This window comes from Kosakonia sp. CFBP8986, from assembly GCF_034044935.1.
GTDB lineage: Bacteria > Pseudomonadota > Gammaproteobacteria > Enterobacterales > Enterobacteriaceae > Kosakonia > Kosakonia cowanii.
In genome coordinates, this window is record NZ_JAXCXB010000005.1 from 479,814 (window position 1) to 502,404 (window position 22,591).

At 58.3% G+C, this 22,591-nt stretch carries 21 protein-coding genes; 9 read left to right on the top strand and 12 right to left on the bottom strand.

Annotated features, from left to right (window positions below; all coding sequences use genetic code 11):
- Positions 1–6: 6 nt before the first annotated feature.
- Genes astB through astC form a run of 4 tightly spaced genes read right to left on the bottom strand, consistent with a single transcriptional unit; the run spans position 7 to position 5,070 of the window.
- The gene (gene astB / locus SOM48_RS14525; protein ID WP_312477712.1) at positions 7–1,332 is read right to left on the bottom strand and encodes an N-succinylarginine dihydrolase; all 1,326 of its coding nucleotides are present in this window, start codon (positions 1,330–1,332) and stop codon (positions 7–9) included.
- A complete protein-coding gene (gene astD, locus SOM48_RS14530; RefSeq protein ID WP_288881936.1) occupies positions 1,329–2,807 on the bottom strand; it encodes a succinylglutamate-semialdehyde dehydrogenase in 1,479 nt (492 codons plus the stop codon). The genes astB and astD overlap by 4 nt, the downstream gene beginning before the upstream one ends.
- On the bottom strand, positions 2,804–3,853 hold the full coding sequence (gene astA, locus SOM48_RS14535) for an arginine N-succinyltransferase (RefSeq protein WP_320512206.1): 1,050 nt from the start codon (positions 3,851–3,853) through the stop codon (positions 2,804–2,806). The genes astD and astA overlap by 4 nt, the downstream gene beginning before the upstream one ends.
- Positions 3,850–5,070 carry a succinylornithine/acetylornithine transaminase gene (astC, locus tag SOM48_RS14540; protein ID WP_054802889.1) on the bottom strand — a complete coding sequence of 407 codons (1,221 nt, stop codon included), beginning with the start codon at positions 5,068–5,070 and terminating at the stop codon, positions 3,850–3,852. The genes astA and astC overlap by 4 nt, the downstream gene beginning before the upstream one ends.
- Before the next feature lie 433 nt (positions 5,071–5,503).
- Between astC and xthA the strand changes: the two genes are divergently transcribed.
- On the top strand, positions 5,504–6,310 hold the full coding sequence (gene xthA, locus SOM48_RS14545) for an exodeoxyribonuclease III (RefSeq protein WP_320512207.1): 807 nt from the start codon (positions 5,504–5,506) through the stop codon (positions 6,308–6,310).
- Positions 6,310–6,729, top strand: a complete 420-nt coding sequence (locus SOM48_RS14550; protein WP_320512208.1) for a pyrimidine (deoxy)nucleoside triphosphate diphosphatase — start codon at positions 6,310–6,312, stop codon at positions 6,727–6,729. Before xthA ends, SOM48_RS14550 begins: the two co-directional genes overlap by 1 nt.
- Here SOM48_RS14550 and SOM48_RS14555 read toward each other — a convergent pair.
- Positions 6,695–6,982: a DUF1496 domain-containing protein gene (locus SOM48_RS14555; protein ID WP_042713116.1), complete on the bottom strand. Its 288-nt coding sequence runs from the start codon at positions 6,980–6,982 to the stop codon at positions 6,695–6,697. The genes SOM48_RS14550 and SOM48_RS14555 overlap by 35 nt on opposite strands.
- A gap of 236 nt (positions 6,983–7,218) precedes the next feature.
- Here SOM48_RS14555 and gdhA point away from each other — a divergent pair, with 236 nt between their 5' ends.
- Positions 7,219–8,562 (top strand): NADP-specific glutamate dehydrogenase, encoded by a 1,344-nt coding sequence (gdhA, locus tag SOM48_RS14560; protein WP_320512209.1) that lies wholly within the window; start codon positions 7,219–7,221, stop codon positions 8,560–8,562.
- Positions 8,563–8,840: 278 nt separating this feature from the next.
- On the opposite strand, the gene SOM48_RS14565 is transcribed toward gdhA, so the two are convergent.
- Both SOM48_RS14565 and selD read right to left on the bottom strand, forming a co-directional pair.
- Positions 8,841–10,778, bottom strand: coding sequence for a DNA topoisomerase III (locus tag SOM48_RS14565; RefSeq protein WP_319551826.1), 1,938 nt, complete (start codon positions 10,776–10,778; stop codon positions 8,841–8,843).
- A gap of 4 nt (positions 10,779–10,782) precedes the next feature.
- Positions 10,783–11,826, bottom strand: a complete 1,044-nt coding sequence (gene selD / locus SOM48_RS14570; RefSeq protein ID WP_320512210.1) for a selenide, water dikinase SelD — start codon at positions 11,824–11,826, stop codon at positions 10,783–10,785.
- 263 nt (positions 11,827–12,089) lie between these two features.
- Between selD and phoC the strand changes: the two genes are divergently transcribed.
- Positions 12,090–12,836, top strand: a complete 747-nt coding sequence (gene phoC / locus SOM48_RS14575; RefSeq protein WP_139567284.1) for an acid phosphatase PhoC — start codon at positions 12,090–12,092, stop codon at positions 12,834–12,836.
- A 98-nt stretch (positions 12,837–12,934) separates the two neighbouring features.
- On the opposite strand, the gene SOM48_RS14580 is transcribed toward phoC, so the two are convergent.
- Positions 12,935–13,486: an NAD(P)H nitroreductase gene (locus SOM48_RS14580; RefSeq protein WP_094420112.1), complete on the bottom strand. Its 552-nt coding sequence runs from the start codon at positions 13,484–13,486 to the stop codon at positions 12,935–12,937.
- A 162-nt stretch (positions 13,487–13,648) separates the two neighbouring features.
- Between SOM48_RS14580 and sppA the strand changes: the two genes are divergently transcribed.
- From sppA to pncA, 3 genes are all read left to right on the top strand, one after another.
- Complete coding sequence (gene sppA, locus SOM48_RS14585) at positions 13,649–15,502, top strand: signal peptide peptidase SppA (protein WP_139567286.1); 1,854 nt, start codon at positions 13,649–13,651, stop codon at positions 15,500–15,502.
- A 63-nt stretch (positions 15,503–15,565) separates the two neighbouring features.
- Entirely contained in the window at positions 15,566–16,582 is a 1,017-nt protein-coding gene (gene ansA / locus SOM48_RS14590) for an asparaginase (RefSeq protein WP_023481446.1), read from the top strand.
- Between the two features lie 10 nt (positions 16,583–16,592).
- Positions 16,593–17,234 (top strand): bifunctional nicotinamidase/pyrazinamidase, encoded by a 642-nt coding sequence (gene pncA / locus SOM48_RS14595; RefSeq protein WP_320512211.1) that lies wholly within the window; start codon positions 16,593–16,595, stop codon positions 17,232–17,234.
- 428 nt (positions 17,235–17,662) lie between these two features.
- Here the strand turns inward: pncA and SOM48_RS14600 are convergent, their stop codons facing one another.
- Both SOM48_RS14600 and msrB read right to left on the bottom strand, forming a co-directional pair.
- Positions 17,663–17,938 carry a YeaC family protein gene (locus SOM48_RS14600; protein WP_023481791.1) on the bottom strand — a complete coding sequence of 92 codons (276 nt, stop codon included), beginning with the start codon at positions 17,936–17,938 and terminating at the stop codon, positions 17,663–17,665.
- A 38-nt stretch (positions 17,939–17,976) separates the two neighbouring features.
- A complete protein-coding gene (gene msrB, locus SOM48_RS14605) occupies positions 17,977–18,390 on the bottom strand; it encodes a peptide-methionine (R)-S-oxide reductase MsrB (RefSeq protein WP_054802950.1) in 414 nt (137 codons plus the stop codon).
- A gap of 342 nt (positions 18,391–18,732) precedes the next feature.
- On the opposite strand from msrB, the gene gapA reads away from it, so the two are divergent.
- Together gapA and SOM48_RS14615 are read left to right on the top strand one after the other, a co-directional pair.
- Positions 18,733–19,728, top strand: a complete 996-nt coding sequence (gapA, locus tag SOM48_RS14610; protein ID WP_023481291.1) for a glyceraldehyde-3-phosphate dehydrogenase — start codon at positions 18,733–18,735, stop codon at positions 19,726–19,728.
- A gap of 74 nt (positions 19,729–19,802) precedes the next feature.
- Complete coding sequence (locus tag SOM48_RS14615; protein ID WP_054802895.1) at positions 19,803–20,687, top strand: D-hexose-6-phosphate mutarotase; 885 nt, start codon at positions 19,803–19,805, stop codon at positions 20,685–20,687.
- A gap of 44 nt (positions 20,688–20,731) precedes the next feature.
- On the opposite strand, the gene SOM48_RS14620 is transcribed toward SOM48_RS14615, so the two are convergent.
- Together SOM48_RS14620 and SOM48_RS14625 are read right to left on the bottom strand one after the other, a co-directional pair.
- A complete protein-coding gene (locus tag SOM48_RS14620) occupies positions 20,732–21,586 on the bottom strand; it encodes an aldo/keto reductase (protein WP_320512212.1) in 855 nt (284 codons plus the stop codon).
- A gap of 91 nt (positions 21,587–21,677) precedes the next feature.
- On the bottom strand, positions 21,678–22,424 hold the full coding sequence (locus SOM48_RS14625; RefSeq protein ID WP_023481831.1) for a MipA/OmpV family protein: 747 nt from the start codon (positions 22,422–22,424) through the stop codon (positions 21,678–21,680).
- Positions 22,425–22,591 lie beyond the last annotated feature (167 nt).

A 22,591-nucleotide genomic window follows, 5' to 3' on the forward strand; every position in this document is an offset into this window, starting at 1 on the left:
CTCCGCTTAACGCTGAAAAGGATAAACCGACCCGAGATCCAACAGTTGAGTGAGGCGATCCAGCGCTTCTCGCCCTTCGCGCAACAGCTGCGGATCGGCTAAATCGGCCTGCGTGAGACGGTCGCGATAGTATTTGTCTACCCACGCATTAAGCGCGGTAAACAACGTATCGTTCATCATCACCGCCGGGTTGACCGCCCGCTGTTCCACCTCGCTCAACACCACCCGCAAACGCAGGCAGGCTGGCCCGCCGCCGTTCGCCATACTTTCGCGCAGATCGAAGACCTTAAGGGCGCTAATCGGGTTATCCTGCGCCAGCAGGTCGTTGAGGTAACGCCAGACGCCCGCATGCTCCTGCGACTCCTGCGGCAACACCAGCGTCATGCGCCCATCATCATGGCTCAATAATTGACTATTAAACAGGTAAGTTGCCACTGCGTCTGTGACCGATACCGCCTGTTGCGGCACTTCGATCGCCATAAAGCCCGGCACTTTTGCCGCAAGCTCTGCCAGCAGTTGAGGCTGCCCGGCAAACGCCTGCTCGTGGCAGAAAAGCAACTGGCGGTTGGAGACCGCAATCACATCATTATGGAATACGCCCAGATCGATAACTTCCGGGTTTTGCTGAGCATAGACCACCTGATGCGCACGCACCTGGTTGAGGCGGGCCACCGCCTGGCTTGCCTCCAGCGTCTGGCGCGCCGGATAACGCCCGGGAGCCAGTTCGTTGCCCTCTTCGCGGCCATACACAAAGAGCTGCACCCCCGCATCGCCATACTCGCCGCCGAAGCGGTTATGGTTAGCGGCCCCCTCGTCACCAAAACGCGCCACTTGCGGCAGCGCGCCGTGTACGCTGAAGGTGTGGGGATCGCGGAAAATCGCCCGCAGCAGCGCTTCGGTGGTCGGCGCTTCGATTGAGCGGTGGAACTTATTGTTCAGGTTCGCCACCGTCAGGTGGACTTTGCCATCCTCGGCATCTGCCGACGGGCAGACGGTGGCGGCATTCGCCACCCACATCGCCGAGGCAGAGCTGGCAGCGGAGAGCAGCTCCGGGGCCTGGGTTGCCGCTTTTTCAACGACCTGCTCATCGCTGCCGCAAAAACCTAACTGGCGTAACGCAGCAATGTTCGGGCGCTCGTGAGGCGGAATAACCGCCTGCGGAAAGCCGGCATCCGCCAGCGCTTTCATCTTCAAAAGCCCCTGCTTCGCCGCGAGCTTCGGGTTGGAGCGCTGAAAACGGTGTTTGGTCGAGGCTTCATTACCAAAGGATAGGCCCGCGTAGTGGTGCGTCAGCCCGACCAGGCCATCAAAGTTTACTTCACGCGCGCTCATGGCTGCTCCTCACGCAAATGACCCAGCCCCGGGCTGAGGCTTTGCGGCAGAGTCAGATCTGCCGTCTCAAGGCTCGCCATCGGCCAGGCGCAGTAATCCGCCGCATACCAGGCGCTGGCGCGATGGTTGCCGGACGCACCAACGCCGCCAAACGGCGCAGTGCTCGCCGCACCGGTTAACGGCTTGTTCCAGTTAACGATCCCGGCGCGCGCCTCCAACAGCAGGCGATCAAACTTCTCCCGCTGCGGCGAAATCAGGCCGCAGGCGAGGCCATAACGCGTGTTGTTCGCAAGCGTAATCGCATCATCAAAGTCGTCATAGCGCCAGACGCAGAGCAGCGGGCCAAACACCTCTTCATCAGGCACGTTGCCCACCGCGGTCATCTCAATAATGCCCGGCGTCAGCAGAGAGGTGCCCGCCGCCAGCAGACGCGGAGCCAGTAAGGTTTTGCCGCCGCGCGCTTCATGCTCCTGCCAGGCGTGATAGACCTGCTCCGCCGCCTGGGGTGAGATCAGCCCGCCGAAAAAGGGCTGCGGCTCGGCGTCCCAGGCAGCCGGTATCAGCTTGCTGGCGACCTCCACCAACCGCTTCAGGAAGGCGTCGCCCGCCGCTGAGCGCTTCACCAGCAGCCGCCGCGCGCAGGTGCAGCGCTGGCCGGCGGTAACAAAGGCGGACTGGATCGCCAGGTGCACCGCGGCATCAATATCATCAGGATCTTCAACAATCAGCGGGTTATTGCCGCCCATCTCCAGCGCGAGGATCTTCTCTGGCTGACCCGCCAGCTGGCGATGCAGCTGATAGCCAGTATTGGCACTGCCGGTAAACAGCAGCCCGTCCAGCCCAGGCAGCGCGCTCAGCGCCTGGCCAGTTTCCCGCCCGCCCTGCAATAAGTTAAGCACACCAGCCGGTAAGCCCGCCTGCTGCCACAGTTTCACCACCGCTTCGCCAATCCACGGCGTCAGCTCGCTCGGTTTAAACAGCAGCGTATTGCCCGCCAGCAGTGCCGGGATAATATGCCCGTTCGGCAGGTGGCCGGGGAAGTTATAGGGGCCAAACACCGCCAGCACGCCGTGCGGGCGATGACGCAGGGTTGCCGCGCCGTCTGCCATCTCCGTCTGCTGTTCGCCGGTGCGCGCGTGATACGCCTTCACCGAGATGGCCGCTTTGTTAATCATCGCAGTGATTTCGGTGGCGGCTTCCCAGCGCGGTTTACCCGTTTCGCGGGCGATGATCGTTGTCAGCTCTTCTTTATTACTCTCCAGCAGCGCGGCAAATTTCTCCACGATCGCCTGGCGGGCGCTAAAGGGCTGGCGCGCCCAGGCGGGGAAAGCGGCGCGCGCGGCCTGGTAAGCCGACTCGACCTGGGCGCTGTCCGCATCAAAGCCCTGCCACAGCACGTCGTGGTTCACCGGGTTACTTTTCTCCCGCCGTGCACCCTGGCCCTTAATCCACTCACCGTTGATCCATAAGCTCATTGCGCTCTCTCCTCACCACTCTTATCTTCCGCACACAGGCGCACCAACCGGACGCTATCGCCGGGCTGACACTTCAGCGCATCCAGCTCGCCCGCCGACAGCAGCAACCGTTCAGTTTGCGGGTCAACATTGATCAGCATGGCGCGAAAATCGTCATAGCGCTCATTCGACACCATGCAGGCCGGCCACTCGCCCGGTGCGCGTTGCCCTTCACCAACCGCCACCAGCCGGCTTTTGCGGATCGCCCGCACGCGGTCGATATCGCACTCCAGCGTCGGCCCGCCATCAAAGATGTCGACATAGTTGCGGTAGCGGAACCCCTCTTTCTCCAGCACCGCGCGCGCAGGCGCGGTCTGCGGATGGACGTGACCAATCACCGACTGCGCCTCTTCCGTGAGGAAGTGGGTATAGATCGGGTGTTTCGGCATTAGCTCGGCGATAAAGGCTTTCTGCCCGGTGCCGCAGAGATAATCCGCGCGGCTGAACTCCATCGAGAAGAAGCGCTTACCAACGCTCTCCCAGAAGGGGGAGTAGCCGTGCTCATCAATCACCCCGCGCATTTCGGCAACCACTTTCTCATTGAAGCGATCGCGAAACGCCGCCATAAACATAAAGCGCGATTTCGACAACAGGTAGCCGTTGCCCGCTTTGCGCCAGGCTGGGTCGAGAAACAGGGTGCAAAGCTCGCTGCTGCCGGTGTGATCGTTACTGAGAAACAGCGTCGGCAGCGCGTTGTAGACATTCAGCTCTTTCGAGGCGTGCACCTGAGTGCCGACGCGGTAGTTGTACCACGGGTCGTTAAGCCCGACGGCGACCTCAATGGCGCAGATGCCGCCCACTTCGCCGCTCTGGGTATCTTCCAGCACAAAGACATAGCCCTGCTCGCCCTTCGGCAGCGTGCCTTGCCAGGTCTGGCGGGCGCGCTCAATACGCGCCGCCAGGGTTGCCTCATCGGCGGGCAGGGACGTTAAACCGCCGCCGGTTTTGCCAGCGAGTTTCATCAGGGCTGAGAGATCGCTTGCTGCGACCGGACGAATCACCATCATGTTGTGCTCTCCGAGAGGAATTTTTCACAGGCGCGGGCAAAGCGCTCAAGGCCGATGCGCACCTCCTCTTCGCTGATGTTCAGCGCCGGGGCGAAACGCAGCACGTTGCCACCGGCAATCAGCACCATTACCCCTTCCGCTGCCGCCAGCTGGGAGATCTGCTTCGCTTTACCGCTGAAGGCGGGCACCAGCTGGCAGCCGATTAACAGCCCAAGGCCGCGAATATCGCTGAAAAGCAGGTGGCGGGCGTTGATGGCGTTAAGCTGTTCGGTGAACCACTCGTGGCGCTGTTTCACGCCGTTGAGCATTTGTGGGGTGTTGACGGTATCAAGCAGCGCGCCTGCCACCGCGCCCGCCAGCGGGTTACCGCCATAGGTGGTGCCGTGGGTGCCGACATTCATCACCTTGCCGAAGGTTTCGGTAGTGAGCATCGCGCCAATCGGGAAGCCGCCGCCGAGCGCTTTTGCGGTGGTTAACACATCCGGCGTCACCCCATAGTGCATATAGGCATAGAGTTCGCCGGTGCGGCCGACGCCGGTCTGCACTTCATCAAAAATCAGCAGTGCATTGTGGCGGGAGCAGATCTCGCGCAGCCCCTGTAAAAAGGCTGGATCGGCAGGCACTACGCCGCCCTCACCCTGCATCGGCTCAACAATCACCGCGCAGGTGTCGTCGTTAATCAGGGCGCTGGCAGAGGCGAGATCGTTAAAGGTGGCATGCTGGATCTGCGGCGGCAGCGGCGCGAAATCCTGCGAATAGGCGGGCTGACCACCGGCGCTGACGGTAAAGAGCGTGCGCCCGTGGAAGGCATTTTTGAAGGCGACAATGCCGCTCTTCTGCGCGCCAAAGGTGTCGTGGGCATATTTACGCGCCAGTTTCAGCGCCGCTTCGTTGGCTTCCGCCCCGGAGTTACAAAAGAAGATGCGGTCGGCGAAGGTGGCATCAATCAGCCGTTTTGCCAGCCGCAGCGCCGGCTCGTTGGTGTATCCATTGCCGGTATGCCAGAACTTCGCTGCCTGCTCGCTTAATGCTTTGCACAGCACCGGGTTAGCATGGCCCAGCGCGTTAACCGCAATGCCGCCAGCGAAGTCAATATACTCCGTGCCCTGCTGATCCCACAGACGTGAGCCCTCGCCGCGAACCGGGATAAACGGCGCAGGCGCATAGACCGGCAGCATCCATTGATCGAAATTTTCACGCGTAACAGACAGAGACATAGCGACCTCACCGGTAAATAAATAGTTGAATAAATGTTAATAAAAATGACGTTTTCGCCCTTAATGTAGATTGCACGCTTCGTGCCAGCCAGAGGGAAAAATGCATAAACGGTGTACAAGAACGTTATTTCAATAACTTACAACCGACCGCTATTCACTTATCATGCATAAAAAGTGAATAATTTTAGATATTGCGGCGAAGCAGGGCGGGATTTAGCGATAGTTTATGCATTTATGAAATTTAATTCTGGAACTGTGACTGTCCTCGAAATCAATTCTGCCAGAACGCCCCATTTTGGCGCAGCGCGCCCTGAAAAGAGGCAGCTGGCCTGATTTTTGCGCAGACGCGATGAGCTTCGGAATAAGTGGCAGTGATTGAAAGTAAACTCTGATAACATTCCTGCATCTTTCACCCCATTAAGTGGCTGCGACTATGAAATTTGTCTCGTTCAATATCAACGGCCTGCGCGCCAGACCCCACCAGCTTCAGGCACTCGTCGAACAACACCAGCCCGATGTGATCGGTTTGCAGGAGACGAAAGTCCATGACGATATGTTCCCCCTCGAAGAGGTGGCGCGTCTCGGTTACAACGTCTTTTATCACGGCCAGAAGGGTCACTACGGCGTGGCGTTGCTGACCAAAGAGACGCCGGTTCTGGTGCGTCGCGGCTTCCCGGAAGATGACGAAGAGGCACAGCGCCGCATTATCATGGCGGAGATCCCCTCCCCGCTTGGCAATATCACAGTAATTAACGGCTACTTCCCGCAGGGCGAAAGCCGCGACCATCCGACCAAGTTCCCGGCAAAAGAGAAGTTCTACCGGGATCTGCAACACTTCCTCGATACCGAACTGAAGCGCGAGAACCCGGTGCTGATTATGGGCGATATGAATATCAGCCCGACGGATCTTGATATTGGGATCGGGGAAGAGAGCCGTAAACGCTGGCTGCGTGCCGGCAAATGTTCCTTCCTGCCGGAAGAGCGTGAGTGGATGGAACGCCTGAAAAACTGGGGGCTGGTGGATACCTACCGCGAAGCCAACCCGGACACCACGGATCGCTTCTCATGGTTCGATTACCGCTCAAGAGGCTTTGATGATAACCGCGGGCTGCGTATCGATCTGCTGATGGCGAGCCAGCCGCTGGCGGAGCGCTGCATTGAGACCGGCATCGATTACGATATCCGCGGCATGGAAAAACCCTCTGACCATGCACCAGTCTGGGCGACGTTCAAACTCTGATGACGCAGACGCCAAAGAGCATCGACGTGGTCGCCGCCATCATTGAGCGCGACGGCCATATTCTGCTCGCGCAACGCCCGCCGCACGCGGATCAACCCGGCTTATGGGAGTTCGCAGGCGGCAAAGTGGAAGCGGGTGAAACGCAGCCGCAGGCGCTGGTGCGCGAGCTGCGTGAAGAGTTGGGTATCGAGGCGGTTCCGGCGCGCTTTGTTGCCAGCCACCAGCGCGAAGTCTCCGGGCGGCTGATTACGCTTCACGCCTGGCACGTGCACACCTTTGCAGGCGAGCCAACGCACCATTATCACAGTGAGCTTGCGTGGGTGACACCCGCCGACGCCCTCACCTATGCGCTGGCTCCGGCGGATATCCCCCTACTGGAGGCGTTCAGGGTTTTACGCGACGCCACACCAGCGGATTAGTGGAAATCGTGCGCTCATCGCGCTGGCACTGCAGCAGCACCCCTTCCATTTTGATCACCGATCCTTCGCTGTAATTTTGATTGCCGTAGACGCAGCACTGCATGCAGGGCTGTGTCGTTTGCGTCTGCCCGCCGCTGCTGAATACTTCAGCCGGCACATTCACTTCCACACCCGGCGACGGGTAGCGATCCGCCAGCGCGCTGCCCGATGCGATCAGCAACAACGCGGCGGCAACGCCTGTAAATCGGCTCATAGCCTCTCCTTTTTGATTGACTGCACTTATTACTATAACGGATCTATTTTCCGGGACTTTAGTTTCCCGCTTCATCGTTTTTCATTATGACCGTAAACAGGTTCTTAATTTATCTGATGAGCGAGATTTTCCCTTGCGGCGTGGCCTGTCGCCGATGTTATAGTCGAAAAGCGCCCGTTTTTTGCGCATTGCAAACACAACAACACTCATCAACATAATAAGAGACGCTTATATCTATGGATCAGACCCCCTCTCTTGCAACATTCCTCGACATTGTTCATCAACGCGATCCGCACCAGCCGGAGTTCTCCCAGGCCGTTCGCGAAGTGATGAGCACCCTCTGGCCCTTTCTCGAAGCCAACCCGCGCTACCGTCAGCTTTCGCTGCTTGAACGTCTGGTTGAGCCGGAGCGCGTGATTCAGTTCCGCGTCGCCTGGGTAGACGATCGCAATCAGGTGCAGGTTAACCGCGCATGGCGCGTGCAGTTCAGCTCCGCTATCGGCCCCTATAAAGGCGGCATGCGTTTTCACCCCTCGGTAAACTTATCGATCCTCAAGTTCCTCGGCTTCGAACAGACCTTCAAAAATGCCCTCACCACCCTCCCGATGGGCGGGGGTAAAGGCGGCAGCGATTTCAATCCTAAAGGCAAAAGTGACGGCGAAGTGATGCGCTTCTGCCAGGCGCTGATCACCGAGCTGTATCGCCACCTTGGCGCAGACACCGATGTGCCTGCCGGTGATATCGGCGTAGGCGGGCGTGAAGTGGGCTTTATGGCCGGGATGATGAAAAAGCTCTCCAACAACACCGCCTGCGTCTTTACCGGAAAGGGCCTCTCGTTTGGCGGCAGCCTGATCCGCCCGGAAGCGACCGGTTACGGCCTGGTCTATTTCACCCAGGCGATGCTGGAGCGCCATGGCCTTGGCTTCGAAGGGATGCGCGTGGCGGTTTCCGGCTCCGGTAACGTTGCCCAGTATGCGATTGAGAAAGCGATGTCGCTCGGCGCGCGCGTGATTACCGCCTCTGACTCTGCGGGAACGGTGGTTGACGAAGCGGGCTTCACGGCGGAAAAACTGGCGCGCCTGTGCGAGATCAAGGCGAGCCGCGACGGCCGGGTAGCCGATTACGCGCGGGAGTTTGGCCTGACTTATCTGGAAGGGAAACAGCCGTGGTCAGTGCCGGTCGACATCGCGCTGCCCTGCGCCACGCAGAATGAGCTGGACGTTGAAGCCGCGCAGACGCTTATCGCCAACGGTGTCAGAGCCGTGGCCGAAGGAGCCAATATGCCGACCACCATCGAAGCGACGGATCTTTTCCTCGACGCAGGCGTGCTGTTTGCCCCAGGCAAAGCGGCGAATGCTGGCGGCGTGGCAACTTCCGGTCTGGAGATGGCGCAGAATGCGGGCCGCATCAGTTGGAAAGCCGAAGAGGTGGATGCCCGTTTGCAGCACATCATGCTGGATATTCACCAGGCCTGCGTGGAGTACGGCGGTGAAGAGAAGCAGACGCATTACGTGCGCGGCGCGAATATCGCGGGCTTTGTTAAAGTCGCCGACGCGATGATCGCCCAGGGCGTGATTTAACCGCAGCGCATTGCCGGATGGCGGCGTAAACGCCTTATCCGGCCTACGGGTTAGCATGCTTTTGTAGGCCTGATAAGCGCAGCGCCATCGGGCAATTTGCAGACCCGGTGCAGAGTGCCGGATGGCAGCGTACGGGTTAGCATGCTTTTGTAGGCCTGATAAGCGCAGCGCCATCGGGCAATTTGCAGACCCGGTGCGGAGTGCCGGATCGCGGCGTACGGGTTAGCATGCTTTTGTAGGCCCGATAAGCGCAGCGCCATCGGGCATTGCTGACGGGATTACGAGGCAGGCGCTTCCGCCGCAGGGGGGCGTTTCTTACTGCGTCCTTTGGCGAAGGATTTTTTCTTATCGCCGCCGGGTGCCACCAGGCCGCGGAACTGCCGTACCGGGGTGCTGCGCGCCTGGTGGATCAGCTCATGCAGCGTGCCGACCAGCGGCTGCATAAAGTCCTGGTAGCGACACTCTTTTTCGCTGATCTGCGTCAGCACCGACTCCCAGTGCGCGGTCATATCCGGTCGCGCCGCCATCTCAGGCAGCGAGTGGATCAATGCCCTTCCTGCGTCGGAAGAGTGAATATAACGCCCTTTTTTCACCAGAAAGCCGCGCTTAAACAGCAGTTCGATAATACCCGCGCGCGTCGCTTCCGTTCCTAATCCATCGGTGGCGCGCAGGATCTTTTTCAGATCCTTATCCTGCACAAAGCGCGCAATACCCGTCATCGCAGAGAGCAGCGTCGCATCGGTGAAGTGGCGCGGCGGCTGCGTCTGGCGCGCCACCACTTCGCCCTTTTCACACAACAGCTCATCGCCCTTTGCTACCACCGGCAGCGGCGTGCCGTCATCATCTTCATCGCGCTCTTTCGCGCCAAGCAGCGTCCGCCACCCCGCTTCCGCCAGGAAACGCGCTTTGGCGATAAACTTGCCGTTGGCGATATCGAGATCGATCTGGCACTTGCGGAACACCGCATCCGGACAGAACTGCATCAGATATTGCCGCGCGATCAGGTTATAGACTTTGGCCTCGTTATCGCTGAGGCTCACCTTCGAGCTGCGCGCGGTCGGAATAATGGCGTGGTGAGCATCTACCTTTTTGTCATCCCAGCAGCGGTTGCGCGTATCGGGGTTAACCACCGGCTGCGGCAGCAGATCGGCGGCATGCACGCCAATCGCGTTCAGCACCGCATGGCGACCGGCAAAGTGCTCCTCCGGCAGATAGCGGCTGTCGGAGCGCGGATAGGTAATTAGTTTGTGAGTTTCATACAGCTTCTGGCAGATATCGAGCACGTTCTGCGCGCTCAGGCCAAAACGCTTCGCCGCCTCAATCTGCAGTGATGAGAGGGAGAACGGCAGCGGTGCCAATTCTGATTCCCGTTTATCGTTATAGGCAGTGACCATCGCCGGTTGACCGCTGATGCGGTTAACCACGTGCTCCGCCAGCGCGCGATGGAGCAGACGCCCCTCTTCATCCTGGTAAGGCTCACAGGCATCGCTCGGCTGCCAGAGGGCGGTAAACCGCTCCCCCGCGGGCGTCACAATGTGCGCTTTCACTTCAAAAAAATCTTTCGAGACGAAGTTCTCAATCTCTTCATCGCGCCGTACCACCAGCCCCAGCACCGGGGTCTGGACGCGCCCAACGGAGAGCACCCCCTGATAGCCGGCATTGCGGCCTAAAAGCGTATAGGCGCGGGTCATATTAATGCCGTAAAGCCAGTCTGCGCGGGCGCGGGCCAGCGCCGAGACGCAGAGCGGAATAAACTCGCTGTTGGCACGCAGCCGCCCAATTGCTCTCTCCACCGCCTGCGGGTTGAGATCGTTAATCAGGCAGCGCTGCACATGCTGGCGCTTTTCCGCCGGCAGTTGCAGGTAGTCAATCACCTCATCCACCAGCAGTTGCCCTTCGCGATCCGGGTCACCGGCATGCACCACTTCGTCGGCGTCGGCAAGCAGACGCTTAATAACGTTGATCTGCTTAAGCACCGAGGGGCGCGGCTGCAGCTGCCACTTCTCCGGCACAATGGGCAAATCCGCCAGGTTCCAGCGCGCATAGCGGCTGTCATAGACATCCGGCTGCGCCTGCTCCAGCAGGTGACCAATACACCAGGTCACCACCTGGCCATTACCGCACTCAATGTAGCCGTCGCCTTTGCGATGCGGCTTCGGCAACACATCGGCAATGGCGCGCGCCAGACTGGGCTTTTCGGCAATAAATAACCGCATCGACTTATCGGATCTCAATCATCGGGCGACCGCCGCGGGCGGTGACCAGTTCACCAATGGCGCTCAGTTCGATGCCATACTCCGCCGCCGTGGCTTTCACCTGCGCTTCGGCATCTGGCGTCACCGCCAGCAGCAGACCGCCGGAGGTTTGCGGATCGCACAACAGATTGCGCACGGCATCCGGCATCTCGCCCATCAGGTGGCCGTAGCTGGCAAAGTTACGCTGCGTACCGCCCGGCACCGCACCCTGGGCAATGTACTCCTCCACGCCCGGCAGCTTCGGCACGTCGGCGTAGGTAAGTTGCGCCTGCACGCCCGCGCCCTGGCACATCTCGCTCAGGTGGCCCAGCAGACCAAAGCCGGTGACGTCAGTCATCGCTTTCACACCCTCAATATCGGCAAACGCCGCACCGGCGAGGTTCATCCGGCACATCACCTCCGTCGCCAGCCCGACATGCTCCGGCTTAAGCAGGGATTTCTTCTCCGCGGTGGTCAACACGCCAATACCCAGCGGTTTGGTGAGGAAGAGTTTGCAGCCCGCCTGCGCGGTGCTGTTCTTCTTCACGCGCTCGGTCGGCACCACGCCAGTGACGGCGAGGCCAAAAATAGGCTCCGGGGCATCAATTGAGTGGCCACCGGCCAGCGCAATGCCCGCCTGCTGACAGGCAAAACGCCCGCCTTCGATCACTTCACGGGCGACCTCCGGGGGCAGCTTATCGAGCGGCCAGCCGAGGATAGCGATCGCCATGATCGGTTTGCCGCCCATCGCGAAGACGTCGCTGATGGCGTTTGTTGCGGCGATGCGGCCAAAGTCGAAGGGGTTATCGACAATCGGCATAAAAAAGTCAGTGGTGCTGATAACGCAGGTGCCATTACCAAGGTCGTAAACCGCGGCGTCGTCACGCGTCTCGTTGCCGACCAGAAGTTTGGGATCGAGGAACTTCGCCTGCTCGCTGTGCAGAATGGTATCCAGCACTTTGGGGGAAATTTTACATCCGCAACCGGCTCCGTGGCTGTATTGCGTTAAACGAATAGCTTGCTCGCTCATGGACATCTCCTGTCATTGCAATGGCGCTATGGTAGCGCCCAAACCGTAAGGTAGTAAGTGTGACAATCCGATTTCGCGCCCCGTTGCTCATTAAGCGAGCGAAAGAGTGATAATCGCTGGTTATCTTTTAAGCATTCACACCGCAGCAAAACGGTGCAGGAGCGGTTTTGCGATTCACCGCAATGTTATTTCGCGCAGATTATGACAGAAATATGACAACAGCCACCTATGGCTGTTGCAGTCAAAAATCTAAGGAATCTCTAATGAAAAAAAGCCTTATCACCCTTTGCCTTGCGGGTTTACTTTCTGCCAACGCCTTTGCTCTTGTACCAACGGGAAATGATGCCACCACCAAACCGGATCTCTACTACCTGAAAAACGACCAGGCGATTGATAGCCTGGCGCTGCTGCCGCCGCCGCCGGAAGTGGGCAGCATCGCTTTTCTCAACGATCAAGCGATGTATGAGCAGGGTCGCTTACTGCGCAATACCGAGCGCGGCAAGCTTGCCGCTGAAGACGCCAACCTGAGCAGCGGCGGCGTGGCCAATGCCTTCTCCGGCGCGTTCGGTTCACCGATCACCGAAAAAGATGCGCCGCAGCTGCACAAGCTGCTGACCAATATGATTGAAGATGCGGGCGATCTGGCCACGCGCGGCGCTAAACAGAAGTACATGCGCATTCGTCCTTTCGCCTTCTACAACGTGCCAACCTGCAATACCAAAGATCAGGATGAGCTGTCGAAGAATGGATCCTACCCGTCAGGCCATACGGCAATTGGCTGGGCCACAGCGCTGGTGCTGGCGGAAGTGAACCCGCAGCGACAGAATGAGATCCTCAAGCGCGGCTTCGACCTCGGCCAAAGCCGGGTGATTTGTGGTTACCACTGGCAGAGCGACGTTGACGCCGCGCGCGTGGTCGGCTCGGCGGTTGTTGCCACCCTGCACACCAATCCGGCTTTCCAGCAGCAGTTGCAGAAAGCCAAAGAGGAGTTTGCTGCGAGTCATAAGTAACCCTGCTGCCGGATGACGGCAGCGTTTAATCCGGCCTGCAAACCTGCGTGGTGGCCCAGGCCGGATTAGCGTTTATCGCCATCCGGCGCAAGCGGCACTCAGAAGTGGGTAACGAACGGCGTATGATCCGGCACGGTCACCGTGGTAGAGGCTTTCAACTGCGGGGTACCGAGGTAGAGGAAGCCGACAATCTGATCCAGCTCACCACAGTTAAACGCCTGGCGAACCTCGGGGCTGTTGGTCAGCGGGCCGGTACGCCAGATACCATTAAAGCCCTGCGCCAGCGCCGCCATCTGCATCGCCATCACCGCACACCCGGCGGAGAGCAGTTGCTCCCACTGCGGCACTTTGTGGTGCTGCTGGCACTTTGCCACCACGGTGATAATCATCGGCGCACGAAACGGCGAGGTGCGCGCTTTCTCAATGCCCTTTTCATCCTGGCCCGCGGCACGCGCCGCCTGCTCCATCGTCTGGCTGAAGCGCTCGCGCCCTTCCCCCTCAATCACAAAGAAGTGCCACGGTTGCAGTGTGCCGTGGTCTGGCGCTCGCATGCCAGCGCGCAGAATGTTATCCAGCTGTTCACCTGCCGGAGCCGGTTCTGCCAGGCGAGAAGCACTGCGTCGGTTGACGAGAAGTTCAAGTGCGTCCATTAGTTAACCTCTTGTTGTGAAATTTGTTCATAAAATTAACATGGGCGTAGAAATTGTTACAGCGCCGGAGGCGATTCCTGCTGACAAGAGGCAGCGGGATAATTAGGATAACCACACTTTGCCGCTCGGGCAGCGGTGGCCGTTAACTCGCAGGGAGAATACATGCAAACCCTTTGGCGCATTATTGCCGGATTTTTTAAGTGGTGCTGGCGATTGCTGAACTTTACCCGCAACCTGGTGATGAACGTTATCTTCATCGTGTTGATATTAGTGGCAGTCGGCGTATGGATGCAGGTCAGCGATAGCAAAGCGGAACGCAGCGGGCGCGGCGCGCTGCTGCTGGATATCTCCGGCGTGGTGGTTGATAAAACCTCCGCCAGCGGTCGCCTCGGCGCACTGGGTCGCCAACTGTTCGGTGCCAGCTCCGATCGTCTGCAGGAGAACTCACTCTTCGATATCGTCGAAACTATCCGTCAGGCACAGCAGGATCGCAACATTACCGGCATTGTGCTCGATCTGAAGAATTTCGCCGGTGCCGATCAGCCCTCGATGCAGTACATCGGTAAAGCGCTGCGTGAATTCCGCGACAGCGGGAAACCGGTCTATGCGGTGGGCGATAACTACAGCCAGGGTCAGTACTACCTTGCAAGCTTTGCCAATAAGATCTGGCTCTCGCCGCAGGGCGTGGTCGATCTGCATGGTTTCGCTACCAACGGCCTTTATTACAAAGCGCTGCTCGACAAACTGAAAGTGACGACCCACGTCTTCCGCGTCGGCACTTACAAATCCGCCGTTGAGCCGTTTATTCGCGACGATATGTCCCCTGCCGCGCGCGAAGCGGACAGCCGCTGGATCGGCGAGCTGTGGCAGAACTACCTCAACACCGTGGCGGCTAACCGCCAGATCACCGCCCAGCAGGTCTTCCCTGGCGCGCAAGCAATGCTCGACGGCCTGCGTAAAGTGGACGGCGATACGGCGAAATATGCGCTCGATAACAAGCTGGTTGATGAGCTGGGCTCTGCCGCTGACGCAGAAAAAGCGATGGTGAAACAGTTTGGCTGGAGCAAGGAAGATAAAAACTTCCGCGCCATCAGCTTCTATGACTATCAAACCAAAACGCCGGCCGATGTAGGCGGCACTGTGGCGGTGATCTTCGCTAACGGCGCCATCATGGATGGCGAAGAGACCCCGGGGAATGTGGGCGGTGATACTACCGCAGCGCAGATCCGCGACGCGCGTCTGGATGACAAGGTCAAAGCGATTGTCCTGCGTGTCAACAGCCCCGGCGGCAGCGTCAGCGCCTCCGAGGTGATCCGCGCTGAACTGGCCGCTGCCCGTGCGGCAGGCAAACCGGTTGTCGTTTCGATGGGCGGCATGGCAGCCTCCGGTGGGTACTGGATCTCGACACCAGCCAACTACATTGTTGCCAACCCGAGCACCCTGACCGGCTCCATCGGCATCTTTGGCGTCATCAATACGCTGGAGAACAGCCTCGACAGCATCGGTGTGCATACGGATGGCGTTGCCACTTCGCCGCTGGCGGATGTGAGCATGACCAAAGCGCTGCCTGATGAAGTTCAGCAAATGATGCAGTTGAGCATCGAGAATGGCTATAAGCGCTTTATCACGCTGGTGGCGAAGTCGCGCAACAGCACGCCGGAGCAGGTGGATAAAATCGCACAGGGCCACGTCTGGACCGGTCAGGATGCGAAAAATAACGGCCTGGTCGATGCACTGGGCGACTTCGATGACGCGATTGCTAAAGCCGCAGAGCTGGCGAAGCTGAAACAGTGGCATGTTGATTACTACGAAGAGGAGCCAGGCTTACTGGACCGCGTGGTGGACAGCATGACCGGCTCGGTGCGCGCAATGCTGCCGCAGGCGCTGCAGGCTTACCTGCCGGCACCGCTGGCAAGCGCAGCGCAGGAAGTGAAAGCCGAAACGGATAAACTGGCGGTATTTAACGATCCGCAGAACCGTTATGCGCTGTGCCTGAACTGCGCCACCGTTCGCTAATTTTTCCTTACGCATCCCCTCCGCCGGAGGGGATTTTTTTGATTCAGTCAGAACCTACTTACCATGCAAAAAAAATCCATTTACGTAGCCTACACGGGCGGCACCATCGGCATGCAGCGTTCAGAGCATGGCTATGTGCCGGTTTCCGGTCATCTGCAGCGCCAGCTGGCGCTGATGCCAGAGTTCCATCGCCCGGAGATGCCCGACTTCACCATCCATGAATATGCCCCGCTGATGGACTCCTCCGATATGACGCCGGAAGACTGGCAGCATATTGCGGATGATGTGAAAGCGCACTACGACGAGTATGACGGTTTCGTGATCCTGCACGGCACCGACACTATGGCCTACACCGCGTCCGCGCTGTCGTTTATGCTGGAAAACCTCGGCAAGCCGGTAATTGTGACAGGGTCACAAATCCCGCTGGCGGAACTGCGCTCCGACGGGCAGATCAACCTGCTTAACGCGCTCTATGTGGCGGCGAACTTCCCGATTAACGAAGTGACCCTCTTTTTCAACAACCGTCTCTATCGTGGCAACCGCACCACTAAAGCCCACGCTGACGGTTTTGACGCTTTTGCCTCGCCGAACCTCTCGCCGCTGCTGGAAGCGGGTATCCATATTCGCCGTCTCGGCACCCCGCCTGCGCCGAGCACCGTGGGCGAACTGATCGTTCATCCAATCACTCCGCAACCGATTGGCGTGGTGACTATCTACCCGGGTATTTCTGCCGATGTGGTGCGTAACTTCCTGCTGCAGCCGGTAAAAGCGCTGATTCTGCGTTCATACGGCGTAGGCAATGCGCCGCAAAACCGCGAGTTCCTTAAGGCGCTGCAGGAAGCGAGCGAGCGCGGCATCGTGGTTGTGAACCTGACCCAGTGCATGTCCGGCAAGGTCAATATGGGTGGTTACGCTACCGGTAACGCCCTCGCCCATGCAGGCGTGATTGGCGGCGCGGACATGACGGTCGAGGCGACGCTGACTAAACTGCACTATCTGTTAAGTCAGGATCTGGACGCGAATGCGATCCGCACCGCGATGACGCAAAACCTGCGCGGTGAACTGACGCCGGACGAGTAAGGAGTTAACGATGAAAGCACGCGCTCTGCTGCTGGTCGATCTGCAAAACGATTTTTGTGCCGGCGGCGCGCTGGCCGTTGCGGGCGGCGACAGCACTGTGGATGTGGCAAACACGCTGATCCCGTGGTTTAAAAGCCGCGGCGAACCGGTGCTGACCAGCATGGACTGGCATCCGGCCAGGCACGGCAGTTTCGCCAGTCAGCACGGCGTTGAGCCGTTTGTTACTGGCGAGCTGGAAGGATTGGCGCAGACTTTCTGGCCCGATCACTGTGTGCAAGGGAGCGAGGGCGCGGCGCTGCATCCGCTGCTCGATCAACAGGCCATCGATGCGGTGTTCCACAAAGGGGAAAATCCGCTTATCGACAGCTACAGCGCCTTTTTCGATAACGGCCACCGTCAGCAGACGGCGCTTCACGACTGGTTGCAGGCGCATGGCGTTCGCGAGCTGGTGGTGATGGGCTTAGCCACCGATTATTGCGTGAAGTTTACGGTGCAGGATGCGCTACAGCTTGGGTATGAAGTAAGTGTGATTACCGACGGTTGTCGTGGCGTAAACCTGCATGCCGACGACAGCACGCAGGCGTTTATGGCAATGGCAAGCGGCGGCGCAACGCTCTATACGCTGGCGGACTGGCTGGAAACGCACGGGTAAGCGTTGCTGATTCCCGCGCACTGCCTGATGGCAGCTGCGCCTTATCAGGCCTACAAAATCATGTCACACCGTAGGCCAGACAAGGTATTTACGCCGCCATCCGGCACTCTGCACCGGGTCCGAAAACCTGCCTGATGGCGGCTGCGCCTTATCAGGCCTACAAAAGCGTTCCACTCCGTAGGCCGGATAAGGCATTTATGCCGCCATCCGGCAATCCGCTTCGGGTCCGAAAACCTGCCTGATGGCGCTGCGCTTATCAGGCCTACAAAAGTGTGTCACTCCGTAGGCCGGATAAGGCGTTTACGCCGCCATCCGGCAATCCGCACCGGGCCCGAAAACCTGCCTGATGGCGCTGCGCTTATCAGGCCTACAAAAGCATGACACCCCGTAGGCCGGATAAGGCATTTATGCCGCCATCCGGCGGATCGTCAGGATTTGAAGGTGGCGATCGGTTTGGGGGTGATGCCAAACTCCTCTTTCAGCTGCTGTTTGCTCTTCATCACCATCTGCCCGTTGGTATCGATGGTCATATGCTGCGCCTGCACGTTATTGCGCGCCTGCCACAACATCACCAGTTGCAGACTGTTCTCTTTCTGCTCCGGCGTCAGCGCCACGCCGTCGGGCCATTTTCCCAGCTCAACTGCCGTCGCCAGACGCTGGTAAATCTCCGGCGTCATATTGCTCACGATCTCATCAATATTCATCTTACTCTGCTCTCTGGAATAATAGCTGAATCGATTTTTCAACCGCGGGTCTGGTCGCCATTCTCTTCATCGGTAAAGCTCAACGACGCGGAGTTGACGCAATAACGCTCACCTGTCGGCTGCGGGCCGTCCGGGAAAACGTGCCCCAGGTGTGCATCGCACTTACCGCAGCGGATTTCAACGCGCTGCATGCCGTGGGAGTAATCATTGATATAACGAATTGCCTCTTCGCTCACCGGCTCGTAGAAGCTCGGCCAGCCGCAGCCAGAATCATACTTGGTCTCGGCGCTGAAGAGCGCGGCATCGCACACCAGGCAGTGGTAGACGCCATCGCGCTTGTTGTGCAGCAGGCGTCCGCTAAAGGGCGGCTCGGTGCCATGATTTTGCGTTACGTAGAACTGCATTTCGGTCAGATCGTTTTTCAGATCGTCCTGGGAGGAATTGTTCGCCATTTGTTTACATCTCGCGGTCATGATTCGACAACTTATCAGCCTGATTCTAACAAAACATTAACACTCAGGGCTCGACTTTTGTTCTAAACTTAGCAGTTGCGATAAAGCAGCCAGGGAATTGTGATGAGTCTCACACTTTTATCTTTAGTGACCTTTAAAATCTTGGGCGGCACCCCATATGGGGAAGATGCTCAAAGGGAAAGTGAGATTAATCAGTCTGACCACGGACATGCGGATGATTGATTTGTCGCAATGATTGACACGATTCCGCTTGACGCTGCGTAAGGTTTTTGTAATTTTACAGCCAACCTTTTATTCACTAACAAATAGCTGGTGGAATATATGACTATCAAAGTAGGTATCAACGGTTTTGGCCGTATCGGTCGCATTGTTTTCCGTGCTGCTCAAGAGCGTTCTGACATCGAAATCGTTGGTATCAACGATCTGTTAGATGCGGATTACATGGCGTACATGCTGAAGTACGACTCCACTCACGGTCGTTTCAACGGCACCGTTGAAGTGAAAGACGGCCACCTGGTTGTTAACGGCAAAACCATCCGTGTTACTGCTGAGAAAGACCCGGCTAACCTGAAGTGGAACGAAATCGGCGTTGACGTTGTTGCTGAAGCTACCGGTATCTTCCTGACCGACGAAACTGCTCGTAAGCACATCACTGCCGGCGCGAAAAAAGTTGTTCTGACCGGTCCGTCCAAAGACAACACCCCGATGTTCGTGCGTGGCGCTAACTTCGAGAAATATGCAGGCCAGGACATCGTTTCCAACGCTTCCTGCACCACTAACTGCCTGGCTCCGCTGGCGAAAGTTATCAACGACAACTTCGGCATCATCGAAGGTCTGATGACAACCGTTCACGCGACCACCGCAACTCAGAAAACCGTTGATGGCCCGTCTCACAAAGACTGGCGCGGCGGCCGCGGCGCAGCTCAGAACATCATCCCGTCCTCTACCGGCGCTGCTAAAGCAGTAGGTAAAGTTCTGCCGGAACTGAACGGCAAACTGACCGGTATGGCGTTCCGCGTTCCGACTCCGAACGTATCCGTTGTTGACCTGACCGTTCGTCTGGAAAAAGCAGCGTCCTACGAAGAGATCAAGAAAGCCATCAAAGCCGCTTCTGAAGGCGAAATGAAAGGCGTTCTGGGTTACACCGAAGACGACGTTGTTTCTACCGATTTCAACGGCGAAGTTTGCACTTCCGTGTTCGATGCTAAAGCTGGTATCGCACTGAACGACAACTTCGTGAAACTGGTCTCCTGGTACGACAACGAAACCGGCTACTCTAACAAAGTTCTGGATCTGATCGCTCACATCTCCAAATAAGTTGAGATGGTAAGCTTTCTGAAAGGGCGACTTCGGTCGCTCTTTTTTTGTTTTGAAGACAGAGGATTGCGTTAATGATTACTAAAATTTTTGCACTTCCGGTAGTCGAACAAATCACGCCGACGCTCTCGCGCCGCACGCTGGATGACCTCGACCTGCTGGTTGTCGACCATCCGCAGGTGAAAGCCGCGTTTGCTTACCAGGGCGCGCATCTGCTGTGCTGGAAACCGCAGGGTGAAGAAGAGGTACTGTGGCTGAGCGGCAATACGCCATTTAAAGAGGGTGTGGCGATCCGTGGCGGCGTGCCGATCTGCTGGCCGTGGTTTGGCCCGGCGAAAGAGCAGGGTCTGCCGGCGCACGGTTTTGCCCGTAACCTGCCGTGGGCACTGCAGGCGCATAACGAAGATGAGAGCAGCGTAGTGCTGACCTTCGAACTGCAGAGCAGCGACGCGTCGCGCCAGCACTGGCCGCACGACTTCACCCTCTTCGCCCGCTTCAAGCTGGCAGCAACCTGCGAAATGGAGCTGGAAGCGCATGGTGAATTTGAAACCACCTCTGCGCTGCACACCTACTTTAACGTTGGCGATATCGCAGATGTCAAAGTAAGCGGCCTCGGCGATCGCTTTATCGATAAAGTGAACGACGCCAAAGAGGATGTGCTGACCGACGGCGTGCAGACCTTCCCGGATCGCGTCGACCGCGTCTACCTCAACGCCGAAGGTTGCAGCCTTATCCACGACGCGAAGCTGAATCGCGCGATCGAAGTGACTCATCATCACAACGCTAACGTCGTTGCCTGGAACCCGGGCCCGGCGCTCTCCGTCAGCATGGCCGACATGCCGGATGATGGCTATAAAACCTTCGTCTGCGTCGAGTCGGTCAATGCGACCGTGGCGCAGAAAGCGAGCGAAGAGAAACCCTCCCGCCTCGCGCAGACCATCCGCGTCGTTAAACGCTGATCGCCCTGCCTCCCCTCTCCCACCGGGAGAGGGAATTACCTGCCTTACACTACATCAAGCGGGGTTTTCCCCTTCGGCGCCGGAAACGCCGCGTCAAGCTGTCGCATTTCGTCATCACTGAGCACGATCGCGAGCGCGGCGGCATTCTCTTCCACATGCTTAATACTCGATGCTTTCGGAATCGCCATCACGCCCTGATGATGGATCACCCACGCCAGTAAGATTTGCGCCGCGCTGGCGCGATGCGCTTCGGCAATCTGCTGCACCACGCTGTTTTCCATCAGCCCGTCGCGCAGCCGCCCGGCCTGGGCCAGCGGGCAGTAGGCCATTACCGGTATCGCCTGCTGCTGGCACCACGGCAGCAGATCGTACTCAATACCGCGCGAAGCCAGGTGATAGAGCACCTGGTTGGTGGCGCAGGCATTGCCGCCGCTCACCTGCATCAGCTCCTGCATATCGCCGTAATCCAGGTTAGAGACGCCCCAGCGGCGGATTTTCCCCTGCCGGATGAGCGTCTCCATCACCTCAACCGTTTCCGCCAGCGAATAGTTCCCGCGCCAGTGCAGCAGATAGAGATCGAGCGCGTCGGTTTTCAGCCGTCGCAGGCTCGCTTCGCAGGCGGCAATCGCCTTCTCACCGCCCGCGTTCCACGGGTAGACTTTGGAGACCAGAAACACCTTGTCGCGCAGGCCACCCTGCAATGCCTCGCCGACCACCTCTTCTGCCGCGCCATCGGCATACATCTCTGCGGTGTCGATAAGCGTCAGGCCAAGATCGATGCCCGCGCGTAGTGCAGAAACCTCCTGCTGTCGGGAACGGGCGTTTTCACCCATATACCACGTGCCCTGCCCGATGGCGGGCAGTAGCGTGCCGCCGAGACGTACCGTTTTTTCTGCCATCTTCTCCTCCTGGGTTGAACGCACCACCATAAAACAAAACAGGGCCATAGGCCCTGTTGGAATGCACAACATGCACTGTAGACGTGCACAATCAGAAGCGGTAGGTCACACCCGTTGAGAGCAGACCAGACCAGGATTTATCCACCATCGGGCTGTCTTTGATCTCATCAGAGAGGTGCGAGTAGCGGCCGGTACCGTAAACGCTCCAGTTGTCCGCGAAACGGTAGCTGACGGTCAGCTCAAGATACGGATCCCAGCTGCTGTCCGGGTCGTAGCTCGACAGCCCGCTGCGGCGCGATTCTGAACGCGATACGCCGTAGTAGTATTCGTTCTGGTTATCGCTGCTCCACTCGACGCCGATACCTGGCGTCACGGTCAGACCGCCGTTGGTGTAGTTGTAAAGCCAGGCCAGATCCCACACCACGCCGTTGCTGTTATCCAGCACGTCACCGGCAAGGGTGGTGCGCAGGAAACCATACTGCGTGTTATGGATATAGCTTAAACCGGCCATTGCCGTCGATTTGCGGCGATCCAGCTGGCGCAGCTGAATGTTGTCGCTATCTTTCGGCTTGAACTGCCAGGGTGAATAGAAGGCCATCACCGACAGTTTGTCGGCTTCGTCATTCCATAAGTAGTAGCCGCCGCCGATGCCGCGGAACCAGAAGTCATCGCTCTCATAGGTTACAACCGGCAGCGGCGTGACGCGCGTGTCGTACTCCTTATAAGGAGACTCCATCACGCCCACACCCGCGCCGAGAGAAAAATTGCTTTCTGCATTGGCCGCGCAGGCAGAGATCGCCGTCACTACGCCCAGTGCCAGGAGTTTGAATTTGGTCACAGTCCTTTCTTTCCTGTTCGTCAAATAATTGGCGGATGAAGTGTAGTCGCCCCGCGCACCCCGCCCAACTCTTTTTGTCTGAAGATTACAAAAAATTAACTTTCTACTCTGAAGCCGGGTTATGACGCTCCCATTACAGCGTTATGAAACAACGATGAAAGCGCTGG